The 20,684-nt window shown below is 70.6% G+C and carries 16 protein-coding genes; 10 read left to right on the forward strand and 6 right to left on the reverse strand.

Going from position 1 to position 20,684, the window contains the following annotated elements; all coding sequences use genetic code 11:
* Positions 1-3: 3 nt before the first annotated feature.
* Together O5O46_RS31100 and O5O46_RS31105 are read left to right on the forward strand one after the other, a co-directional pair.
* Positions 4-1,215, forward strand: coding sequence for a sensor histidine kinase (locus tag O5O46_RS31100; protein ID WP_269858977.1), 1,212 nt, complete (start codon positions 4-6; stop codon positions 1,213-1,215).
* A complete protein-coding gene (locus tag O5O46_RS31105) occupies positions 1,212-1,877 on the forward strand; it encodes a response regulator (protein WP_269858978.1) in 666 nt (221 codons plus the stop codon). The genes O5O46_RS31100 and O5O46_RS31105 overlap by 4 nt, the downstream gene beginning before the upstream one ends.
* A gap of 58 nt (positions 1,878-1,935) precedes the next feature.
* On the opposite strand, the gene O5O46_RS31110 is transcribed toward O5O46_RS31105, so the two are convergent.
* The 3 genes from O5O46_RS31110 to O5O46_RS31120 all read right to left on the reverse strand — a co-directional run bounded on the left by O5O46_RS31110 (position 1,936) and on the right by O5O46_RS31120 (position 4,556).
* Positions 1,936-2,652, reverse strand: a complete 717-nt coding sequence (locus O5O46_RS31110) for a DUF302 domain-containing protein (RefSeq protein ID WP_269858979.1) — start codon at positions 2,650-2,652, stop codon at positions 1,936-1,938.
* An 11-nt stretch (positions 2,653-2,663) separates the two neighbouring features.
* The gene (locus O5O46_RS31115) at positions 2,664-3,371 is read right to left on the reverse strand and encodes a DUF6585 family protein (RefSeq protein WP_269858980.1); all 708 of its coding nucleotides are present in this window, start codon (positions 3,369-3,371) and stop codon (positions 2,664-2,666) included.
* A 99-nt stretch (positions 3,372-3,470) separates the two neighbouring features.
* Positions 3,471-4,556, reverse strand: a complete 1,086-nt coding sequence (locus O5O46_RS31120) for a BTAD domain-containing putative transcriptional regulator (protein ID WP_269858981.1) — start codon at positions 4,554-4,556, stop codon at positions 3,471-3,473.
* Between the two features lie 167 nt (positions 4,557-4,723).
* On the opposite strand from O5O46_RS31120, the gene O5O46_RS31125 reads away from it, so the two are divergent.
* From O5O46_RS31125 to O5O46_RS31140, 4 genes are all read left to right on the forward strand, one after another.
* Positions 4,724-7,084: an XRE family transcriptional regulator gene (locus O5O46_RS31125; protein ID WP_269858982.1), complete on the forward strand. Its 2,361-nt coding sequence runs from the start codon at positions 4,724-4,726 to the stop codon at positions 7,082-7,084.
* 350 nt (positions 7,085-7,434) lie between these two features.
* On the forward strand, positions 7,435-8,208 hold the full coding sequence (locus O5O46_RS31130) for an LppU/SCO3897 family protein (protein ID WP_269858983.1): 774 nt from the start codon (positions 7,435-7,437) through the stop codon (positions 8,206-8,208).
* A 139-nt stretch (positions 8,209-8,347) separates the two neighbouring features.
* Complete coding sequence (locus O5O46_RS31135; protein ID WP_269858984.1) at positions 8,348-8,680, forward strand: DUF6479 family protein; 333 nt, start codon at positions 8,348-8,350, stop codon at positions 8,678-8,680.
* Between the two features lie 285 nt (positions 8,681-8,965).
* Positions 8,966-10,516 (forward strand): FAD-dependent monooxygenase, encoded by a 1,551-nt coding sequence (locus tag O5O46_RS31140; RefSeq protein ID WP_269858985.1) that lies wholly within the window; start codon positions 8,966-8,968, stop codon positions 10,514-10,516.
* On the opposite strand, the gene O5O46_RS31145 is transcribed toward O5O46_RS31140, so the two are convergent.
* A complete protein-coding gene (locus O5O46_RS31145; protein ID WP_269858986.1) occupies positions 10,495-11,610 on the reverse strand; it encodes an alkene reductase in 1,116 nt (371 codons plus the stop codon). The two genes, O5O46_RS31140 and O5O46_RS31145, sit on opposite strands and share 22 nt — an antisense overlap.
* A gap of 97 nt (positions 11,611-11,707) precedes the next feature.
* On the opposite strand from O5O46_RS31145, the gene O5O46_RS31150 reads away from it, so the two are divergent.
* The 3 genes from O5O46_RS31150 (at position 11,708) to O5O46_RS31160 (ending at position 14,295) form a co-directional block, all read left to right on the forward strand.
* Positions 11,708-12,601, forward strand: a complete 894-nt coding sequence (locus tag O5O46_RS31150; RefSeq protein ID WP_269858987.1) for a sigma-70 family RNA polymerase sigma factor — start codon at positions 11,708-11,710, stop codon at positions 12,599-12,601.
* Positions 12,602-12,915: 314 nt separating this feature from the next.
* Entirely contained in the window at positions 12,916-13,359 is a 444-nt protein-coding gene (locus O5O46_RS31155; protein ID WP_269858988.1) for a hypothetical protein, read from the forward strand.
* A 162-nt stretch (positions 13,360-13,521) separates the two neighbouring features.
* Positions 13,522-14,295 (forward strand): SDR family NAD(P)-dependent oxidoreductase, encoded by a 774-nt coding sequence (locus O5O46_RS31160; protein WP_269858989.1) that lies wholly within the window; start codon positions 13,522-13,524, stop codon positions 14,293-14,295.
* Between the two features lie 48 nt (positions 14,296-14,343).
* Here the strand turns inward: O5O46_RS31160 and O5O46_RS31165 are convergent, their stop codons facing one another.
* A complete protein-coding gene (locus tag O5O46_RS31165) occupies positions 14,344-15,894 on the reverse strand; it encodes a D-alanyl-D-alanine carboxypeptidase (RefSeq protein WP_269858990.1) in 1,551 nt (516 codons plus the stop codon).
* 393 nt (positions 15,895-16,287) lie between these two features.
* Between O5O46_RS31165 and O5O46_RS31170 the strand changes: the two genes are divergently transcribed.
* Complete coding sequence (locus tag O5O46_RS31170; protein WP_269858991.1) at positions 16,288-17,463, forward strand: wax ester/triacylglycerol synthase domain-containing protein; 1,176 nt, start codon at positions 16,288-16,290, stop codon at positions 17,461-17,463.
* A 22-nt stretch (positions 17,464-17,485) separates the two neighbouring features.
* Here the strand turns inward: O5O46_RS31170 and O5O46_RS31175 are convergent.
* On the reverse strand, positions 17,486-20,684 hold a 3,199-nt coding region (locus O5O46_RS31175), incomplete at its 5' end, for a Pls/PosA family non-ribosomal peptide synthetase (RefSeq protein ID WP_269858992.1).

The following is a 20,684-nucleotide window of genomic DNA, read 5'->3' on the forward strand; positions in this document are numbered from 1 at the left end:
AGCGTGTCATCGACCGGACCTGACCTGGCCCCCGACGCACCCCGGCCCGGTGCAGCGGCCACCCGAAAGATCCTGGGCGGCTCCCGCTTCGCCGACGACCTGTTCCGGCCCTTCATCGCGGTCACGGCGATCGCGGTCACCGCGGCCGAGTTCCCGGACCACCGGCTCATCGCTCCAACTCTGACGACGGCTCTGTTCGCCCTGGTATCGCTGATCGCCCTTGGCTCCAACCTGCCGTGGGACCGGCTGCCGGAGCAGTGGCAGATCGCCCTGGCGGCAACGTACGCGGTGCTGGCCGCGGTGTTGCTTCCGCTGGCCCGGCCCACGTTGGCGCCGATGTTCGCCTTCATCGCCAGCGCCGTCGCCGGAGCCAAACTCCCCTCCCGCCGGGCCGCGTTCGGCGTGGCGATCACCGGGGCGCTCAGCTGCGCGGTGGCGGTGACGATCGTCAGCCATGTCGAACCGACACCGGGCCAGTGGCCGTGGTGGCTCGCTCTGTCGGTGGGCTTGCCGGTGTACATCGGCATATCCCGTCGGGACCGCCAGGACGCGGTGGACAGTGCCCGGCGTGCGGCCGCCGAGACGCGGCGGGCTGCGGAGTGGGAGGCGCAGAACGCGGCCCTGAGGGAGCGCGGCCGGATCGCACGCGAGATCCACGACGTGCTGGGGCACTCGCTGTCCGGAATCGCCCTCCAACTGGACATGGCCGACGCGCTCAGCGACAGCGGCCGAGCCGACGAAGCCACCGCGGCCATTCGCCGGGCGCGCGCCATGGCGGTGGACAGCATCGCCGAGACCCGGCGCGCCGTACACGCGCTGCGTGAGGACACCCTTCCGCTGCATGAGGCGCTGCGCCTGATGGCGGACGGCGAGCAGGTCGACTTCACACTTCGCGGGGAGGTCGCGGCGGTGACGGTCGAGACCGCGCAGACGGTGATCCGCGCAGCACAGGAGGCACTGACCAACGCCGTCAAGTACGCTCCCGGAGCGGCGCGGACGATGACCTTGGAGTTCCGGTCCGACTCCGTGCTGCTCACCGTCGTCAACGGACCGAGCGAGCGGCGGCACCCCGCGTCGGTCGCCCAGGGCACCGGGGTGGGGCTGGTGGGAATGCGCGAGCGTGCCGCGCTGCTGGGAGGAACTCTGCGAGCTGGCCCCGACGTTGACGGCGGTTCGGGTGCCGGGTGGATCGTGAGGCTGGAGGTGCCGAGGTGAGCGGGAACATCAGGCTGGTGGTCGTGGACGACCAGACGGCCGTGCGCGAGGCGTTGGCGGTCATGCTGGACCTGGCCGAGGACGTGGACGTGGTGGCGACCGCGACCAACGGCCAGGAGGCGCTGGCGGTGGTCGCCGAGCACGGGCCCGATGTGGTCCTGATGGACCTGAACATGCCGGTGATGGACGGCGTCGAGGCCACCGGGCGCATCCACGCCGACCACCCCGAGGCCACCGTGGTCGTGCTGACCACCTTCGAGGACGACGAGTCCATCATGGCCGCCTTGCAGGCCGGTGCCAGCGGCTACCTGACAAAGGAGGCCGACCGAGCCACCATCTTGCAGTCCGTGCGCAGCGCCGCCCAGGGCCAGACCGTGCTCGCCCCGGAGGTGCAGCGACGCCTGCTCACCCTGGCCACCCAGCGCCTGCAACCCGCGGCCGACCCGGCCCCGACACTGACGACGCGGGAACGCGAGGTACTGCGCCTGATCGGGGAAGGACTGCGCAACCGGGAGATCGCCGCCCGCCTCGTCATCAGCGAGGCCACCGTCAAGACGCACATCAACAACCTTTTCACCAAGGCAGATCTGCACTCCCGAGCCGATGCCGTCCGCTACGCACTCAGCGTCCAACTACCGGAAGTCTCCGCAACCGGGCGCTGACAGGCGTCGAGGCGAGGTGAACGCCGGAGGGCGGATTCGGTGATCCGCGGCGGCGTGGTCAGGCGCTGAGTTCGGGTGGGACTGTCGCTCCGAGGGCAGTGAGCAGGTCGGCGACCAGGGCGTCGAGCTCGGTGCCGACCGCCGTGATGTCCGGGTTTCCCAGTGATGCGAACAACGTGCTGGGCTGGTCGATGGCGAAGCGGGTGTGGCCCGTCCGGTCGGTGTGGATCACCACACGCAGGGGTGCGTAGAGCATGGCCGTCGGGTCGTGGCGGAACATGCGCTCGGCGATGACGTGGTTGCCCATCAGGTACTCGGTGCACTGCCAGCCCGATCCCGATCCGGCCATGAGCGCGGTGACGTCGGCCTGCCAGTAGACCATGAATCCGTGCGGAGCGTTGACCTCGGCCTGTTCCAGAACGGCGTCCCAGTCGGCGAGTCGACCGAACCGGGCGAGATCCGCGGCGGGGACCAGTTCGCCGAACCGCTCGATCGCGCGGTCGTACGGCAGCGGCAGTGGAACCGAGAGGTGCCGTACCTGGAATGTGGCCACGGCCGTGGATGCCGTCGGATCGGTGCTCATGGCGGTTCCTTCCGGGGGAGCGGTGGTGATGGACGGCATGTTCACGTTGGATGTGTTGACCGCGGGTTTGAACGGCTTCAGGCCGCCCAGGAAGCCTGCTGAACTGACGTGCGCAGCCGCGACCGCCACCAGGATGAGCGAGTCGCCCCCGTGCCGCCACTGGGCGCGCCAGGGATCGCGTGCGTCAGCCATCGTGCGGGCCGTCACGGCGGGCACGCACCATCCGTGCGCAGGAGTTCGACGAGGGTGCGCAGGACGAAGAAGTTCGGGACCTCGGACACCACGGTTCCCAGGCCGTGCCACTTTCCGGCGATGTTGAGCTCGACGGACCCGTTGTGGATCTCGATCCGCTCAACCAGCGGCCAGCGCGCGGAGACTTGCCCGGAGCCGACCTTCTCCTTGGTCAGCCAGATGTCGCCGAAGGCGAGTTGCTCCCCCTTGCCGAGAGCGGCCATCGCACGCGGCAACTGGACCTCGGTGACGGCTCGCTGGATCTCGGGCTGCCATACTTCCGCGTCGTGGAAGCCGCCGCACGAGGCGATCCTGGTCAAGCCGCGCTCCGGCCTACCGCACAGCGCGACTTGCTGCCCATGGACATCGGTGACCGCATAGGTTTCGAGATGATGGTCCTGGTGTGAGGCGTATGCCCGAAACACGGATGTGCTGTCATAGCGGACGACATGGATCCGCCCGTTGACGGCAACGGTCATGCCATGCTCGTACAAGTCCAGCCGCGTGGCGGCGCGCTGGGCTTCCCGGATCGCCAGGATCCTCATGACCGCCGGGCAGCTTTTGTGCGCCAGTCCCGGAAAGGTGGCGTGCCGCCTGCCGATGCGCTCCCGGCCCGCCGCCTCGGAGATCCTCGCCAACAGCAACTCGTCATCGCCGTTTCGCGGGGTCTTTCGGGGCACGTCCAGATCCTCCGGTCGACGACAGCGAAGGCTGCCGGTGGCTCATCGGGGCAGGTTGGGCTTTTCGGTGACACCGCGGGGATACCACCCGAGCGCGGGTCAGCGGGCGGCCCTGGTTCGGGTACGGTCGCGTTCGACATCGTTCTCGCGCAGAACCACCTGGCGAGTCCGCCGCAGCAACTCGCCCGGGGCAACCCCCAGATCATCGGCCAGATGACGGCGGGTGCGGTCGAACACGGCCAGCGCCTCGGTCCGTCGGCCGCTGCGGTGCAGGGCGCACATGAGCATCGCAGCGACCGGTTCGTTTTGGGGGTGCGCCACGGTGAGGGCGGACAACTCGGCGATCGCCTCGCGGTGTTGGCCCAGCCGCAGCTGCCAGTCCAGCTTCCGCTGGGCCAGGGCGATTCTGCGCTCGGCGAGCCGTAGCCGCTCCAACTCGGCGAACGGCCCGGGCAGTCCGGCCAACGGCTCGCCGCGGAAGAGGTCCAGCGCCCGGGAGCAGGCACGCACCGCCTCGGCCAGATCGCCGGCTCGTTCGGCCGCTCCCGCCGCGGAGACGAGTTCCTCCATGCGCGCCACGTCCACCTCGACCGCGTTCCGGGCGAACCGGTAGCCGCACCGGTCACGGGTGATCACGGACTCCGGGCTGTCCCCGAGGCGCAGGATCTTGCGGAGCCGGTAGATGTAGACCGGCACGACGTTCCCGATCGGCGGCGCCATCCCCCATACCCCGTCGAGCAGTTCCTGCTGGCTGACCGCCCGATCCGGGCACAGCGCCAACACCGCCAGTACGGCCTGCTGGCGCACCGGCCCCAGGTCCACCGGCCGCCCGGCCTGCCACGCCAGCAACGGGCCGAGTACGGAGATGCGCAGCCACGGATCGGGCACGGGGACCGCCCGCCGGACGGTGATCCGCGGTGCCGCGGTCACCGTGTGCCCGCGCGGACCCTGGCCGGGGATCACCAGGCCGCAGTCGAAGGCGTGCACGATGGCGGCGGCCCGGTCGCGCAGCCCGAGCTTGGCGAGGATCCGGCCGAGGCGTTCGGCTACGGCGTGCTCGGGAACGGCGAGGGCGGCGGCGATCTCCCCCTCCCTCATGCCGCAGCCGATCGCATACAGAACCTCGCGCTCCTGGTCGGTGAGCACGGTGGCGGTCGGTTGGTCGGCGGTCGCGGTCGTCGGCATGGCGGCTCCCTGTTCTCCGGATTGGCCGGCGCCGTCGATGCTGGTTCTGGCGTTGGACAGGGGACAGGCCAAACCACCGGCCGTATCCGGCCGGTTGCCGCGCTAGAGTCCCTCACCTGGGGAAACGTGTGAAAGGGCGACACTTCAGATGGGGGAGGCTGTGAGTTGTGGCCAGTGAGTTCGGCCTGCTGCTACGGCGGCTGCGGCACCAGGCGGGAATGACCCAGGAGGCCTTGGCGGAGCGCGCAGGGGTGGGAGTGCGTACCGTTCGCGGCCTGGAGACCGGCGAGCGCGCCGACCCGCGGGTGGCCACGGTGCGGCTGCTGGCCGATGCGTTGCAGCTGCGGCCCGAGGAACGCGAGGAACTGCTGAGGGCTGCCGTCCGTCGGACTGCGGAGGGGAACCGGCAGGACGAGTCCGGCGACCGCCTCCAGCCAGGCGCGGGCGAGCCAGGCGCGGAGGAGTCGGGCTCGGCGCGGTCGGGGTCGGCGGCGCACGACGCGCTGGCCGATGTGGCCGAGCAACTCGCGCAGGCGGTGGCCGCACGCTGGCAACGCGAGGAGGAGCAACGGCAGGTACAGGATCCGTTCCCGCTCCCCGTGCGCTGGCGGTCGGCCTCTGAGGAACTGACTGACCACTGGGCCAACATCCGCCGTCTTCCGGCCGGCAGCACACACGGTCCACTGGACCTGAGCGGCCGGCTGGACGGGATCGTGGAGATGTACCGGCGGATCCCCTCCGGGCGACTGGTGGTGCTGGGCCGGTCCGGCTCGGGCAAGACGATCCTGACCGTGCGGTTCGTCCTGGACCACCTGAAGTCACGGGCCCGCGCCGAAGCCGTCCCAGTGATCTTCAGCATCGGCTCGTGGAGCCCCACGACCGTGACCTTGAGGGACTGGCTGGCCGGTCAACTGATGCGCGACCACCCCGGTCTGGCTGCCGCGGCCCCCGGCGGGGTGAGCCTGGCCGCCGCCCTGGTCGAGACCGGCCGAGTGCTCCCCGTACTGGACGGCTTCGACGAGATCGCCGACGGTCTGCGGCGCCCCGCGCTGGAAGCGCTCAACGCCACCAACCTGCCCCTGCTGCTGACCAGCCGCCCGGTCGAATACGGCGCCGCGGTGGCCGAGACCGACGTGCTGACCTCGGCCGCCGCGGTCGAGCTGACCGATCTCACGCTGAGCGACCTGGCCGACTACCTGCCGCGCACCATACGCAAGGCCAGCGGCGCGGATCCGGGGGCGACCGCCTGGGACCCCGTGCTGACCGAACTGCGCGAGCGGCCGCACAGCAAGGCCAGCGCCAATCTCACCGCGGTGCTCGCCACTCCGCTGATGGTCGCTCTGGCGCGTACCGTCTACAGCGACACCCCTGAACACGACCCCGCCACACTCCTGGACACAGACCGGTTCAACAGCCCCGAGAAGCTGGAGGACCACCTCCTGGACAACTTCCTCCCCACCGTCTACCGCCGCCGACCCGAGCACCGCCCAACCAGCAGGCGGGGCCGCGGTTTCGACCCCGAACGCGCCCAGTACTGGCTCGGCTACCTCGCCCACCATCTGACCCGACTCGGCACCCCCGACCTGGCCTGGTGGCGACTCGGCTGCGGACTGCGCCGCTCCACGCGCACCCTGGTGACCGCGCTGGTCACGGCGGTGGCCATCGCGCTCGTCGACTGCTGTGTCGGCACGATCTTCGACCCGCTCGGGTTCCAACTCGTGGACGGAATGGTGGCCGGTCTGCTGTCCGGGCCCATGTTCGGGCTCGCCTACTGGCTCGTTGTCGCGGCCAGGGACACGGCGGTGGCGCCGTCCAGTGTGCGCATGAAGATCCTCGGCAGGTCGGGGAAGACCCGGCACAGGACCATCCCACGACTCGCGATCGGGTTGCTCTGCGGGCTGGCCTTCGGCTTCGGCTACGGGTTCCTGCGCGGAGTGCTCAACGGCTTCATCCGGGGCGTCGGGCTGTCGGTCGGGCTGGACATGGGGCTCGCCGACGGACTCTTCTACGGGCTCGTGTTCGGCCTCGGCGCCGGGCTCGCCTTCGGCTTCCTGACCCTGCTGGAAACCCCCTTCGACATCAGGTCCGCGGTCAACCCGCCCAGCCTGCTGAGGACGAACCGCAGAACCGTGGCCACCCAAATCATGGTGTGGGCCCCCGTGTTCGGGCTGCTGGTCGGCACCGGAGCCGGACTGGTGGTCCGACCCATGCAGGGGCTGCTGGGGCCGCTGGTCTGGAGCGTCACGGCAGGGCTCAAGCTCGGAATCGTGAGCGGTCTCAGCGGTGCGCTCGGCTACGCGCTGGCGCTGACCGCGTGGGGCCAGTGGGCGGTGCTCTCCCGGATCTGGCTGCCGTTGACCGGGCGGCTGCCCTGGGCCGTGATGACGTTCCTTGAGGACGCCTACCAGCGCGGTGTGCTGCGCCAGGTCGGCGCGGTCTACCAGTTCCGCCACGCCCGGTTGCAGCACCACCTCAACCGCGCTTACCAGACACCCCGCACCCCGAGCCAGGCGCCGGGCCAGAGGTAGCGACCTGCCCACCCCAGACGCGGCGGCCCACGCCGCTTCATGGCGATTTCATCGGCCGCTCCTAGCGTCCGGCGTGAACGTGTTCGTGGTCGCGCCTGATCGTCAAGTGCGCGATGCCATGGGGGAGTGGAGTCTTTGGTGACCGATTTGCTGCACAAGCTGGTCTCTGCCGCCATCGCCGGCGGGCTGATCGCGTTGGCGGGGCGGTTGGGCGCCCAGAGGCGCAGGCGGAAGGCCGCCGAGGCGGGGTCTGGCGAGGCGGGGGCTGCCACGCCAACCGCGGTCGAGGACCCTTCGCAGGCACCGCAGCGTCACGTCCGGCAGGCCGACCGCAGTCGGGATGGACTCGCATGACGGAACGTCCGAACGGGACGACCGAAGTCATCGTCCGTCTGACGCCGCAGGAGGCGGCGAGCGGGGTCACCAAGGTGGTGGCGCTTCCGGGTGAGACGCTCACCCTGGGCATCCCGCCGTGCCAGGACGGCAGCCTGGTGCGAATCACCCACGGGAGACGGGAGTTGCTGCTCCGGATCCGGGTCACCGTGGGCGACCACCCGCCGACAGTACGGCCGAAGCGCTCCGGCGCCGCGGCACTGCTCGCGCTGGGGACGGTGGGCGTCGTCATGTTCATCGGCGTGCCCTCGTGCGGCAGCGGGTCGCCGTCCGGGGCGACGAATCCGGTCGCCGCCGCCTCCAACAGCTACGACGACAGCGGCGGTGCCACGGACACGCCCACACCCGGCCCCACCGACACCAGCACCGCTTCCGACGCCGGTACCGGCTCGAACAGCGGCACGGACTCGGGCACCGGTTCGGGCACGTACGGCGGCACCCACACCGCCAGCACGCCCACCGCCAGCCCGTACCGGACCGGTACCTGCCTCAACGGCACGCTGCCCGACTCGACGACGGCGCAGGAGGTCAATGACGTCAGCGAGGTCGACTGCTCGTCGTCCGACGCCCACTACAGGGTGATCCAAACCTTCTACGAGACCACCGACTTGAGCCGGTGCGAGAGCAACTCCGCTACCCAGTACGCGTTCTCCGACAAGGAGACCTGGGGCGGGTCGGTCATCAACGAGTACGTCTACTGCCTTGTCGGACTGGGCTCGTACGCACGGTGAGCGCGGGCTCGCCGTGAGCCGACCCCGCAAGGTCCGGACCCACCACGGGGGTGTGGGTCCGGGCTGTCCCTCGCCCGGCAGACAACAGTCGTATGCGCACCGCTCGGCCGGGTAGGCGACCGCCATGCGAACTCCTACCGTGAGCGCCGGCGTTGTACGAGACCTGAGCGTCGGCATCGCCCCTGCCGCCATAGGCATCGCCATCGTGGTCTGCCTGGTCGCCGCCGTGGTGTACGGATACCGGGCGCGAGCCCGTGAACCCGCACCGCCGCGTGAGCCGCAGCCTCGTGGCGGGGCCTGGCAGACACCCGAGGAACGGGAGTCGGCGGTCCCGCCCGACCGAGGTGTGCAGGACCCGGAAGCCGACCCCGTCGGCTACGAGGAGACCAGCCGCGGCCCCGAGGAGGTCCCGCGGGACGGCCACCGCAGAACCCCGCACGAACTGCGCCACTACCCCGGTCCCCGCACGTAGCGGGAATCGGGCACCCGAGACGGCCCGCACCCTACGAGAACTGCCGTGACCGCACTCGCGGAGACCGCAACGCTCCGTCAGTCCGGGCAGGTTGACCGGAGCCGTACCGCTCCGGTCACCGGTAGCCAACCGTGGTTTGCAGCGTGGCATGGGCAGCGCGTCGATGCCTTCGGTATCGGCGAGTTGGATCGCGCAGCGCAAGATCCGCTCCTCCTGAGCATCGGAACGCGTGGGACTACAGTGTTCCCACACGCGGGAACACTGTTCCAAGCGAAGGGGGATTCCATGTCCAAGCTTCCGGTCCTGATCGCGGGCGGCGGCACGGTCGGCCTGGCCACTGCCGTGTTCCTCGGCCACCACGGTGTGCCGTCACTCGTTGTGGAGCGCCGCACGGCGCCGTCGAACCATCCGCGCGCCCTCGGGTTGAGCCCGCGCACGTTGGAGTTCTTCCGCGAGGTGGGACTGCGCGAGGAGTTGGCCACGGTTGCCGTGCGCTCCGCCGACCTGTGGCGGGCCGAAGCCCGTACGGTGGCCGAGGTCGATCGCAGTCAAACGCCGTCCGCGTCCCCGATCCTGCCCGCCTTCTCCGCCGTGTCGCCGGAGGCGCCGAGCGGACACTATCCGCAGGACCGGATCGACACCGTGCTCGTACCCGCCGCCCGCGAACGTGGTGCGACCGTCGACTTCGGCGTCGAGGTGGTGGGCGTGGACCAAGACGCTGACATGGTGTCAGTGACGCTGTCCGACGGGCGGGTTCTGAGCGCCGACTACCTGGTGGGCGCGGACGGCGCGCGCAGTTCGGTGCGCACCGCGCTGGGGATCGGCACCACGGGGCCAGGTGCCATCGGCGATGTCACGCTCAACATCCTCTTCAACGCCGACCTCGTCGGACACTTCGGTTCGATGCCCACGATGACGCGGATCCACCACCCGGACGCGGCGGGCATCCTCCTGGCCGTGGGAGAGCGGCGCTGGGTGCTGCACGTGCGCATCCCAGCCGACGAGACCCCCTCAGAGGAGCGCTGTGCGCAGGCGGTCCGCACGGCGATCGGGGCGGACGTACCGGTGGAGATCGTCAGCGTGCTGCCGTGGCGGGCGACCGTGCGGATGGCCGAGAGATTCCGGTCGGGCCGGGCGTTCCTGGTCGGTGATGCCGCACGGGCCGTCTCGCCGCTCGGCGCCTTCGGTCTGAACACGGGCCTGGCCGATGCGCACAACCTGGCCTGGAAGTTGGCGATGGTGATGGCCGGGCAGGCGGGCGACCGGCTGCTGGACAGCTACCACGAGGAACGGCACGCCGTAGCCGAACTCGTCACAAAGCAGGCACGGTTGCGCTGGGAGAACCCACGGCTGCACTGGGACCCGACGGCCGTGGCGGAACGCCGGGCCGTCGGTGCGTGGAACGGTCCGCTGGTCACGATGGGCTACCGCTACGCCTCGTCGGCGGTCATCGACCCGGTCGTGGACGTTCCGTCCACGGAGGACCTGGCGGCGAGCCTTGACGGCGCACCCGGATCGCGGATCCCGCACGGGTGGCTGGAGGGCACCGACGTGTCCACCGTGGACCTCAACGAATCCCGCTTCGCGGTGCTGGCCGGACCGGCCGGTGAGGACTGGTGTGAAGCGGCACGGAAGGTCGGCGCGGCGCGGGGGATGGATCTGCGCGCCGTCCGGCTCGACGCTCGGGGGGCCGCCGCTGTACGGCTTGAGGACGACGGCGTGATGCTGCTGCGGCCGGACGGGTTCATAGCGTGGCGTACCCGGCAGTCCGCGAATGCCACCGTGCTGGACGGGGTGTTGACTTCGGTCACCGGTCACTCCGTAGCGCTGACCTGATGGTCGACGTACCCGCGGGCGCCGCCGGTGTAGTACGTGTCACGGTCCGCCACCGCCAACTCGTGCCCCGTCGCGAAACGGGCGACGAGATCGGGGTTGGCGATGAAGTGGGTGGCGAAGGACACCGCGTCGGCGGTTCCGGCTTCGATGACGGCGTTCGCGGACTCGCGGTCGAAGCCGTTGTTCGCGATCAACGGGCCGTGGAACGCCCGCCGGTAGCGTGCGATCGCCTCGAAGTCAGGGATGGCGCCGGGGGTTGTGCGGTCCTTGCCGCGTAGGTGCAGGTAGGCAACGGGGTGGTTGTTGAGCTGTGCGACGAGTGCGTCGTAGTCCGCCAGCAGGTCCTCGTCGACCCGGAACGGCTCTCCTGGGGTCAGATACGGGCCGAGGCGGACCCCTACGCACCGTCCGTCCCACGGCTCGGCGACCGCGTCGATGATGTCGAGCAGCAGTTGGCGCCGCCGTGCGCGGTCGCCGCCGTAGGCGTCCGAGCGCCGGTTCAGCCGCGGGTTGAGGAACTGCGCGATCAGGAAGGAGCCGAGGGCGGCGATCTCGACTCCGTCGAACCCGGCACGTCGGGCGTTCGCCGCGGCGGTACGGAAGTCGGCGATGGCGGTCCTGATGTCCCGCGCGGTCATCTCCCGCGGGGTGACCGTCTCCTGGAAACCACTGGCCGTGAAGGACATCACCCGGGGGTTGATCGCTGAAGGGCCCGCGGGCAGGCGCCCTCCGAGGTGGTCGGGATGGGAGGCGGCACCGGTGTGCCACAGCTGTAGCACGATGCGACCGCCGAGGGCGTGCACGGTGTCGGTGACCTGCCGCCATGCGGTCACCTGCGGCTCGCTGTAGATGCCGGGTACGTTGACGAAGCCGACGGCCCGCTCACTGACCCAGGTCGACTCGGTGATGATCAGCCCGGCGCTGGCGCGTTGGCCGTAGTGGGTGGCGTGCATCGGTGTGGGCACCAGTCCGTCGTTGACCGCACGGGCCCGTGTGGTCGGTGCCATCACCACTCGGTTGGGCAACTGGAAGTCTCCGAAGTCCGCTCGCCGCAGCAGCGGCTGGTCGAGGGCGGCGGGGAGGGCGGTGCTCATGGTGTGTCTCCTTGTCGGGTCCCGGGCACGTTGCTGTCACCTCGGCCTGGTGGCATGCGTCATAAAGGTGACGGAGCCCGATGGCGAAAGGTGACCGATGGACGAGCAGGACCGGCTGGCCGAACGGTTCGAGACGCGGCGAACCCATCTGCGAGCGGTCGCCTACCGGATGCTCGGTTCACTCAGCGAGGCCGACGACGCGGTCCAGGAGGCGTGGCTGCGACTCAGCCGCACGGATGCCGGCGGTATCGAGAACCTGCCCGCCTGGTTGCGGACGGTCGTCTCCCGGGTGTGCCTGGACATGCTGCGAGCACGTGCGGCACGACGGGAGGAGCCGGTCGGACAGCAACCGCCGGAGCAGGACCGGGACGAGCGCGGTACTGATGACGGTGGTGATCCGGAACAGGAGGCGCTGCTCGTCGACTCGGTCGGCCGTGCGCTTCTTGTGGTCCTGGACCGGCTGGCTCCGGCCGAGCGGATCGCCTTCGTGCTGCATGACACCTTTGCCGTGCCGTTCGAACAGATCGCGCCCATCGTGGAACGCACTCCGGCCACGACGAAGAAGCTCGCCAGCCGGGCGCGTCAGAAGGTGCGCGGGACGGCGGTGGATTCCACTGTCGATCTCGCCCGTCAGCGGCGCATGGTCGATGCCTTCCTCGCCGCCGCGCGGCTCGGCGACCTGGACGCGCTGCTCACCGTCCTCGCCCCGGATGTCGTACGCCGCGCCGGCCGTGCCGCCCTGCCGCCGGGCGTCGAGACCACGGCCATCGGTGCCCGTACCGTGGCGGAACAGACCGTTGTCTTCGGCCGCCGGGCGTGCTTCGCCGAGCCCGCGCTGGTCAACGGGTCGGTGGGCGCCGTCGTGGCACCGCGTGGGCGACTGCTTCTCGTGCTGACCTTCACGACCGAAGGGGAGAGGATCACCGGGTATGAGGTGATCGCCGACCCTGCCCGCTTGCGGCTGCTGGAGTTGGCCGTTCTGGGCGAGTGAGGTCGCCGCCACTGCTGGGAGCCGGGCCGGAGCGGAAGCAGACCGGCTGTTGTTCGTCGCCCACAGGCCGCGCACGGCACAGCGTTCGCGGTCGGCGGTCAACCAGGCGGCGTGCGCGGTGAGTTGGCGGCCTCCGGCAGCGAGCCGTCCGCCAGGGTTCGCCCGTACGGGACAGGTCCCTGCTGTCCCGGAGAGCGGCAGGGGAACGGCTCGTCCGCGTGGCCGATGAGGGCCGGCGGGGCAGCGGCAGACCATGGTTCCAGAACGTGAGCCGTATCAAAGTCCGCCGCTGACAAGGGAAGACAAGGAACCTCATGAACGCCCGGAGTCCACGCCCCGTCGCCGTATCCGACGAAGACCTGAACCAGCCGCGCAGTCAGGAGGCGTTCCGGAACGCGAAGCGGCTCGTCGGCGCCTACCTCGGCATCAGCGTGCTCACCCTCGCGGTCATCGCGCTGCTTCGCGGTGACCCCGCTGTGGTGAACCATGCCGTCTGGGTACGCGGCAGTGCGGTCGCCGCCAGCGCCCTGCTGACGTATGTGTTCGCCACCCGTATGACCCGTGGCTCGCGTGACGCGTACCGCCGACTGCGGATCATGTCGGCCCTCATGGTGGTGGCCATCGTCGCCATCGTCACGCTGCCCGGCACGTATCCGCTGTGGATGAAGGTCGAGCAGGGGCTCTGCGGGCTCTGCCTGCTGGGCGTGGCCGTGATCGTGAACGGTAGGCACCTGCGGTCGTTGTTCACCGCCAAGTGAGCCGTCAGCCGTGCCGTCCCGCCTGGTCAGGCGGGACGGCACGGCCGGGTATCACCGCATCGTGGCCAGATGCCCCCGCGCAGTCAACGCGGCGTCGCGGCTGTGTCCGGGCCGTGGTCCTGGGTAGGTGGTCGATAGGCGTCGGTCTGGTGGAGGCGCGCTGTGAACGGCAATGGAAAGCTCAGTGGGAAAGCCGCCCTGGTCACGGGAGCGAGCCGGGGCATCGGCAAGGCGACGGCCGTCCGCCTCGCCCAGGACGGCGCGAGCGTCGCGGTCAACTACCGAGGCAACGCCCGCGACGCCGAGGAACTGGTCCGCGAACTGAAGGCACAGGGGGCCGAGGCCGCCGCCTTCCAGGCGGACGTCTCCGACGTCGCCCAGACCACGCGGCTGGTGGACCTGGCGGCCGATGCCTTCGGCGGGCTCGACATCCTTGTCAGCAACGCCGGGGTGGAGCATTTCGCTCCGCTCGCCGAGATCACCCCGGAGGACTTCGACCGGGTATTCGCCATCAACACCAGAGGTCAGCTGTTCGCGGTGCAACAGGCGGTCCGGTACATGGGCGACGGCGGCCGCATCGTGCTGACCTCCTCGGTGAGCGCGACCCGCTCCGTCTTCCACCACACCCTTTACGCGGCCAGCAAGGCCGCGGTGAGCAGCATGGTGCTCAACCTCGCCGCGGAACTCGGGCAGCGCGGCATCACGATCAACGCCATAGCCCCCGGTGGTACCGCCACGGACATGTCCAGTACCCACGCCGCCAGCTACAAGCCACCACTGCTCGACGTGTCGATGGAAACCTGGGTGAAGCTGTACGTCGCCCTGGGCCGGTTGGCCCGGCCGGAGGAGATCGCCGCCGTAACCGCTTTCCTGGTCTCCGACGACGCCTCCTACATCACCGGTCGAACCATCCAGGCCGACGGCGGCTTCTACTGAGCCGACCGGACCGCGCTCCGTTCGCCGCCGGGCCGAATCCGGCAGCCCTCAGCCGAGGCGCAGCAGCTTCGAGCCGAACGACGGCTCGGTCAGATCGGCGTTCAGCGTCACCGGCACCGCCACCCGGCCCGTACCAGCGCCCGCGGTGAGCGAGCCGATGCGCGTACCGGCCTGCGCCTGGTGCGGAACTCCCTTGCCGTTGTCGTCGATGTCCAGTGTCACCGTGGCGCCCGGCCACCCGACAACCGCCATGTCGCCGGCCGCGGCGATCGGGGTACTGCCCCCGAGACCGTCGTCGACAGTGCCCACGACCTGGCCCTTTCGCACCGCCGTTTCAACCTTCAACTGCTCGCCCGCCGCCAGAATCAGCTCCTTGCTGTACTGCGTGGCGGTGTCGATCACGCTGGGCTTGTGCTGTCCGAACACCGCGCCGATGATCAACTGCTTGGTGCCGCCAACCGTCTTCTCGGCCGCGAAAAGCAGATTGCCTCCGGCCTTCGTCGTCGACCCCGTCTTGATGCCCACCACGCCGTACAGCGGAACGAGCTTGTTGAAGTTGCTCTGCTTCTTCGCCGTCTCCACCGTGCTGCCGCCGGAAGTGGTGGTGGAGTCGTACGACGGCATCTTCACGATCGCCCGGAACACCGGGTCGGCCATCGCCCTTTCCGCCAGCTTCACCTGGTCCTCGGCCGTGCTGACGGTGGACTCCAGAAGGCCGCTGGCGTCGGTGTACTGCGTCTTGGTCATTCCGAGTTCCGCGGCGGCGGAGTTCATCTTCTTGATGAACTCCTGCTCCGAACCGGCGTCCCAACGGGCCAGCAGCCGGGCCACGTTGTTCGCGGACGGCAGCATGATCGCCTCGATGGCTTCCCGTTCCGAGATCTGCTGGCCCTTCCTGACCTCCACCACCGACTCCTTCTCCGGGACGCCGTTGGTGTAGTCGTCCTCGGCCTTCTGGTCGACGGTGATGTCAGGACCGGCTTCCGCCTCCTTCAGGGGGTGGTCCTTCAGGACGAGATACGCCGTCATCACCTTGGCAACACTGCCGATCGGCAGTGGGCTCATGTCCCCGTACGAGCCCATCCGCCCGAGGCCGTCGATGTCCACCACCGCCTGGCCCTCGATCGGCCAGGGCAGTTCGGGCCGTGCGCCCTGGAACGTGTACCGCGTGGTGCCGGTGAGCGCCAACTTGGGATTGGGGAGCGGACGCAGCGCCTGGACCGTCACGAAGACCAGGGCGAGCAGCGCCACCAGCGGGGTCCAGATCCTCAACCGCCGCCGGACGGTACGTGCGACCGTGCCGGGGGGCGCGGGGGCGTTGGTGAGCTGTGCCAGCAGGTCGAGGGGCGGCTGTTCCCGCCGGGCGTCCTGCGCGGGAGGCGGCTGATCCGGCGCCGGGGCGGGCGCCTCCTCGCCTACCGGCTCGCGTACCGGCGGCTTTGGGGGGCCGTCCAACGGCTTCAACGGCACGAACTCGCTGGTCCGCTCGCCGTCCGCACCCGGCTCGGGACCGAGCGGCTCGGACGGCGATGTTCCGGGCTTCGCCGCCGTCTCCCCTGACGACTCCGTGCGTTCCGACTTGTCAGGGGACTTCCCCACCACCGACGTCTCCTTCGCGCCCGTGAGCCGCCGTACCCGTGGACCCCGGCGGCTCGTTCACTGATGCCCAGCCCGATGCGGCCTTGCCGATCTTGCTGGAGTCTCGCTAGCGGGGACGAGGGGGACATACCTACGGTTCCCTCAAGATCCGCGCAAAGTGGCCGGCACGCTCGTGGGCGTTCACCGATGGCGGGCGCGTCAGGTTTCAATCTGGTTACGGTCACGACCCGTTACCCGCCAAGCCAGGGATCGTTGCAGCCGTTGACCGGAAACGGTGGGGGAGAGGACAGCGGACAAGTGGCAAGCGGGAGTGGACATGTCCACCCGGATACGACTGGTACGAGCGCACCTGCCGCGACATCGGGCGCGGAACAGTCCAGCGGAGCCGACGCGGTGAGCAGCCTCGCCATGGACCGGGCGATGCTGGAGTGGTCACGGCGGCGCCCCGGTGACGGGTACACCTTCGGTGTGCTGCTGGGCGTCAACGGCCCCATGCCGCCGTTGCGCCAGCTCGCCGCCCTGGCCCAGCGGCGGGCCGCGGGAGTGCCCTGCCTGTCCTGGCACCTCACCGGGCCGACCCGGGAGGAGCGCTGGCAGCCTTACGAGGACTTCGACGCCGGCGCGCACGTCCACCGCCTTGAGCTGCCACCCGGACCGGACCCGTACACCCGGGCGTTGACCGCCCTCGCCAACCAACCGGTGTCCGGAGCAGGGCCGTTGTGGGGGCTCTGGGTACTGGACGGCGCCCAGCCGGACACGTACCTGCTCGGTTACCTTGTGCACCAGGCGGCACAGGACGGCGTCGGCGCCGCACACGCGTTGCAGCGGCTCTTCGGCGACGCCCCCGGCAGCCGGACCGACGAGGACACGGCCGAGCCCGACGGGCGGCCTGAACCGTTCATCGGTTCGGACCCGCCGAGCCTTCCCACCACCGGCCAGCGCACTCTTGTCACCGCGGCCGTGCCGCTCGACCTGCTGCGTGCCGCCGCCGGCGCGGGCACGAGCACCGTGCACGACGCCTATCTGGCCGCGCTCGCCGGTGCGTTGCGCTGGTGGCTGCCGCCCGCTGACCGCGGCCATGACATCCCGGTGCGGGTGCCGTTGTCCATCCGGCAGCCCGGTGACGATCCCGCCCTGGGCAACCACGTGGGCAACGCGCGACTGTTGCTGCCCGTCACCGAGCCCGACCCCGTGCGGCGGCTGGCAGAGGTCACCCGTCAGACGTCCGCAGTCAAGACACCCGCCCACCGTGAACGCACCCGTGACCGACTGGACCGGGTGCCGGAACAACAGCTGTTGCGCCGTATCCCCGAACCGGTGTCCCCTGTGGACTCCCTGCTGTGCGCCACCTCGCTACGCATCCGCCAACCCCTCGCGGTGGCGGGCGCGCCGGTGGCCACGGCCGCGGCGATTCCGCCGCTGGTCGGAGGGCATCTGCTCACCAGCATGCTGTGCACCCACGACACCGGCGCGTCGGTCTCGTTCACCACCCAGATCGCCCACCAGGAAATAAGGCGACTGCCCGCGCTGTGGCAGGAAGCCGTCGGCGAACTTGCCGCCGCGATCTGAGGCGTTGGCGGTCACCGGGAGGTCATGAGGGGGTGTGCCAACGCACCACGGGGTTGCCGAGCCAACGGCTGCCGGCGGGCACATGCTCGCCCCGCATCACCAGGGACGAGGGACCGATCACGGTGCCGTCGCCGAGCGTCGCGCCGGGCAGGATGATGGAGTGCGGCCCCAGCGTGGCGCCGCGGCCCAGACGCACGGTGTCGACGCGCAGCAGGCGGTCGTGGAAGAGATGGGTTTGCAGCACACAGCCGCGGTTGACGCTCACCGCGTCGTCCAGCCGTACCAGGTCGGTCTCCGGCAGCCAGTGGCTTTCCAACCACACGCCCCGGCCGATGTGCGCGCCGAGGGTGCGCAGCCAGGCGTTCAACATCGGTGTGCCCACCAGGTAGTGGCCCAGCCAGGGCATGGCGAGGGTCTCCACGAAGGTGTCGTACAGCTCGTTGCGCCACACGAACGAGCTCCACAGCGGATGCCGGCCGACGGTGAAGCGCCCGACCAGCAGCCACTTCGCCGCGGTCGTGGTCAGCAGGGCGAGCACACCCGCGGCCATGAACAGCGGACCGACCAGTGCTATCGCCGCCAACCAGCCGACGGCGTCGGTCAGTTCGGTCAACGCCAGGAAGAAGGCATCAGCGAGTACGGCCACGCACAACAGCGGAACCAGGCGGCACGCCTCGACCGTGGCGCGCATGAGTACCAGATGCCTCGGCGGGTGGAACGTGAGCCGTGGATCGGCGGCCTCCGGGTGGCGGGGCACGGTGAACCCCGGGCGCCCCAGCCAGGAGGCGCCGGGAGCCAGGTGCGCGGGCGCGTCGGACAGCACGCCGACCAGGGCCCGGTCCGGCAGCGCACGGTCCGCCCCGACGATGCCGGAGTTGCCGACGAACGCCCGCCGTCCGACCGCGGACCTGCCCAACCGCAGCCATCGGCCACGCAGTTCGAACGGCGCGACCAACGTGTCGTCCGCCAGGAAGGCACCGTGCTCGATCCGGGTCAGCTGCGGCAGCGTCAGTACCGTGGAGATCTCCGCCCGACGGCCAACCTTCGCGCCGCACAGTCTCAGCCACAGCGGGGTCAACAGGCTGGCGTAGAAGGGGAACAGCAGCTTGCGGGCCTGATCCATCAGCCGTGAGGTGACCCACGCACACCACGCCACCGAGCCGTACACCGGATGTGAACCCGGCCTCAGCGCGCCACCGGTGACGCGTACGACCAGCGCGACCAGGGCCGCGTAGCTGGCCGTGGTCAGCACCGCACCGATCGGTGCCGCCCACGGCAGTTGATGGATGATGGCGGTCGGCGTCACGCCGTCGCCCGTGGCGTTCGCGAAGAGGACCAGCGCGGGGAGCAGGGCGAGCAGGGGGATGGCGTCGAACCCGAGACCGGCGAGCGCGTACGCCGTGGGCCACCAGATGCCGCGTGACCGCGTGGCGCCGTGCGCATCCGGGCCGTGGCCGTCCACGTTGTCTCCACGTGCCGGTCGCGCCGGGCTGCCGCTCCAGATCCGTCCGGGCGGCGCCTCCGCGGTGAGACAGGCGCCGGGGGCGATGTCGGCTCCGGCCCCGACGCTCGCGCCGGGAAGCAGCGTCGCACGGGCCGCGACCCGGGCATGGGCGCCCACGCGGACCGTGCCCAGGCGGAACGCGTCACCGTCCAGCCACCAGCCGCTGACGTCCGCCTCCGGCTCCACGGCGCACCCGTCCCCGAAGTCCGCCAGCCCGGTGACCGGCGGCGGGGCGTGCAGCACCACGTCGCGGCCCACCGAGCACCCCACGGCCCGGGCGAACAGTGCTGCCCACGGTGTCCCGAGCAGTGTCGGGATACCCATGGTGGTGGCGATGCGCTCCGCCGCCCACACCCGTAGGTGCACGGAACCACCCCGTTGATGGGTTCCTGGCCGGACACCCGACGTGAGCAGCCGCGCCGCTCCCGCGCTGATGCCCACACGGGCCGGTGCGCTGTAGAGGCCGAGCCAGCTGACGACGATCAGCCACCAGGACAGTCGCGCGGTGCCCGCCAGCGGACCCGCCAGATTGTTGAGGGTGGCCAGCACAAGCAGCCAGCGCAGTCCGGCGACGGTCGACAGCACGACAAGGAAGAGGAACTGCAGCACTCCGGTCCGGCGCGGGGTGGGCCGTACGACACGGTGTGGCTCGCTCCGCCGCGACTGCGCGTCAAGTCTGTCGGCCAGGTCGCGCAGCGTCGGGTGGCGGTAGACGTCGGTGACGGAGACCTCCGGGTACCGCTCGCGCAGGGCCGAAACCAAGCGGGCCGCGGTCAGGCTGGTACCGCCCACCGCGAAGAAGTCCGACTCGCCGGTCACGGCGACGCCCAGCAGCCGCCGCCACCGCGCCGCGAGCCACGCGGCGGTCCCGTCCAGCGCGTCATCGTGCGGACCGTCGTCCCCTTGTGGCGGCCAGGGCAGTGCCCGCCGGTCGATCTTGCCCGACGTACGCCTGGGCAGATCATCGACGACCACGATCCTGGGCACCAGCGCCGCCGGGAGCCGGGTGCCCAGCCGGTCGCGGGCGGCGGCCACGTCGAAGCGGGGCGCGCCGTCGCCCGACGGACGCTCGGGGACCACGTATCCCACCAGCACCTGGTCCGAGCCCGTGGTGCTGCGGACGGCAGCGGCGGCGGCCCGTACCCCCGGCAGTTCTCGCAGGGCGCCGTCGATCTCACCGAGTTCCACCCGCCGCCCGGCGAGTTTTACCTGGTCGTCGACGCGACCGAGGAACACCAGGCCCTGCGGGTCGGCCCGTACCAGGTCACCGGTGCGGTAGGCCCGCCGCCCGTCCAGTACGGGGTGGGTGCCGAACGCCTCCGTGTCCCGTGCGTCGTCGAGGTAGCGGGCGGTGCCCACTCCGGCGATCACCAGCTGACCGGTCGCGCCCCACGGGACCGGTCGGCCGTGGGGGTCCACCACGGCGACCATCCAGCCGTCCAGCGGCCTGCCGATGCGCACCGGTTCACCGGGCCGCAGACGGCAGGCGCAGGCGACCACAGCGGTCTCGGTGGGGCCGTAGGTGTTCCACATCTCCCGGCCCGCGCCCAGCCGCTCGACCAGTTCGCCCGGACAGTCCTCGCCGCCGACGACGAGCAGCCGTACCCGGTCCAGCGCCGCGTCCGGCCACAGCGCCAGCAGGCCGGGAACCGTGGAGATCGCGGTGACGCGGCGCTCGACCAGCCACGGCCCCAGGTCAGCGCCCGTGCGCACAAGT

The sequence above is a fragment of the Streptomyces sp. RPT161 genome (assembly GCF_027533845.1).
Taxonomy (GTDB): domain Bacteria; phylum Actinomycetota; class Actinomycetes; order Streptomycetales; family Streptomycetaceae; genus Streptantibioticus_A; species Streptantibioticus_A silvisoli_A.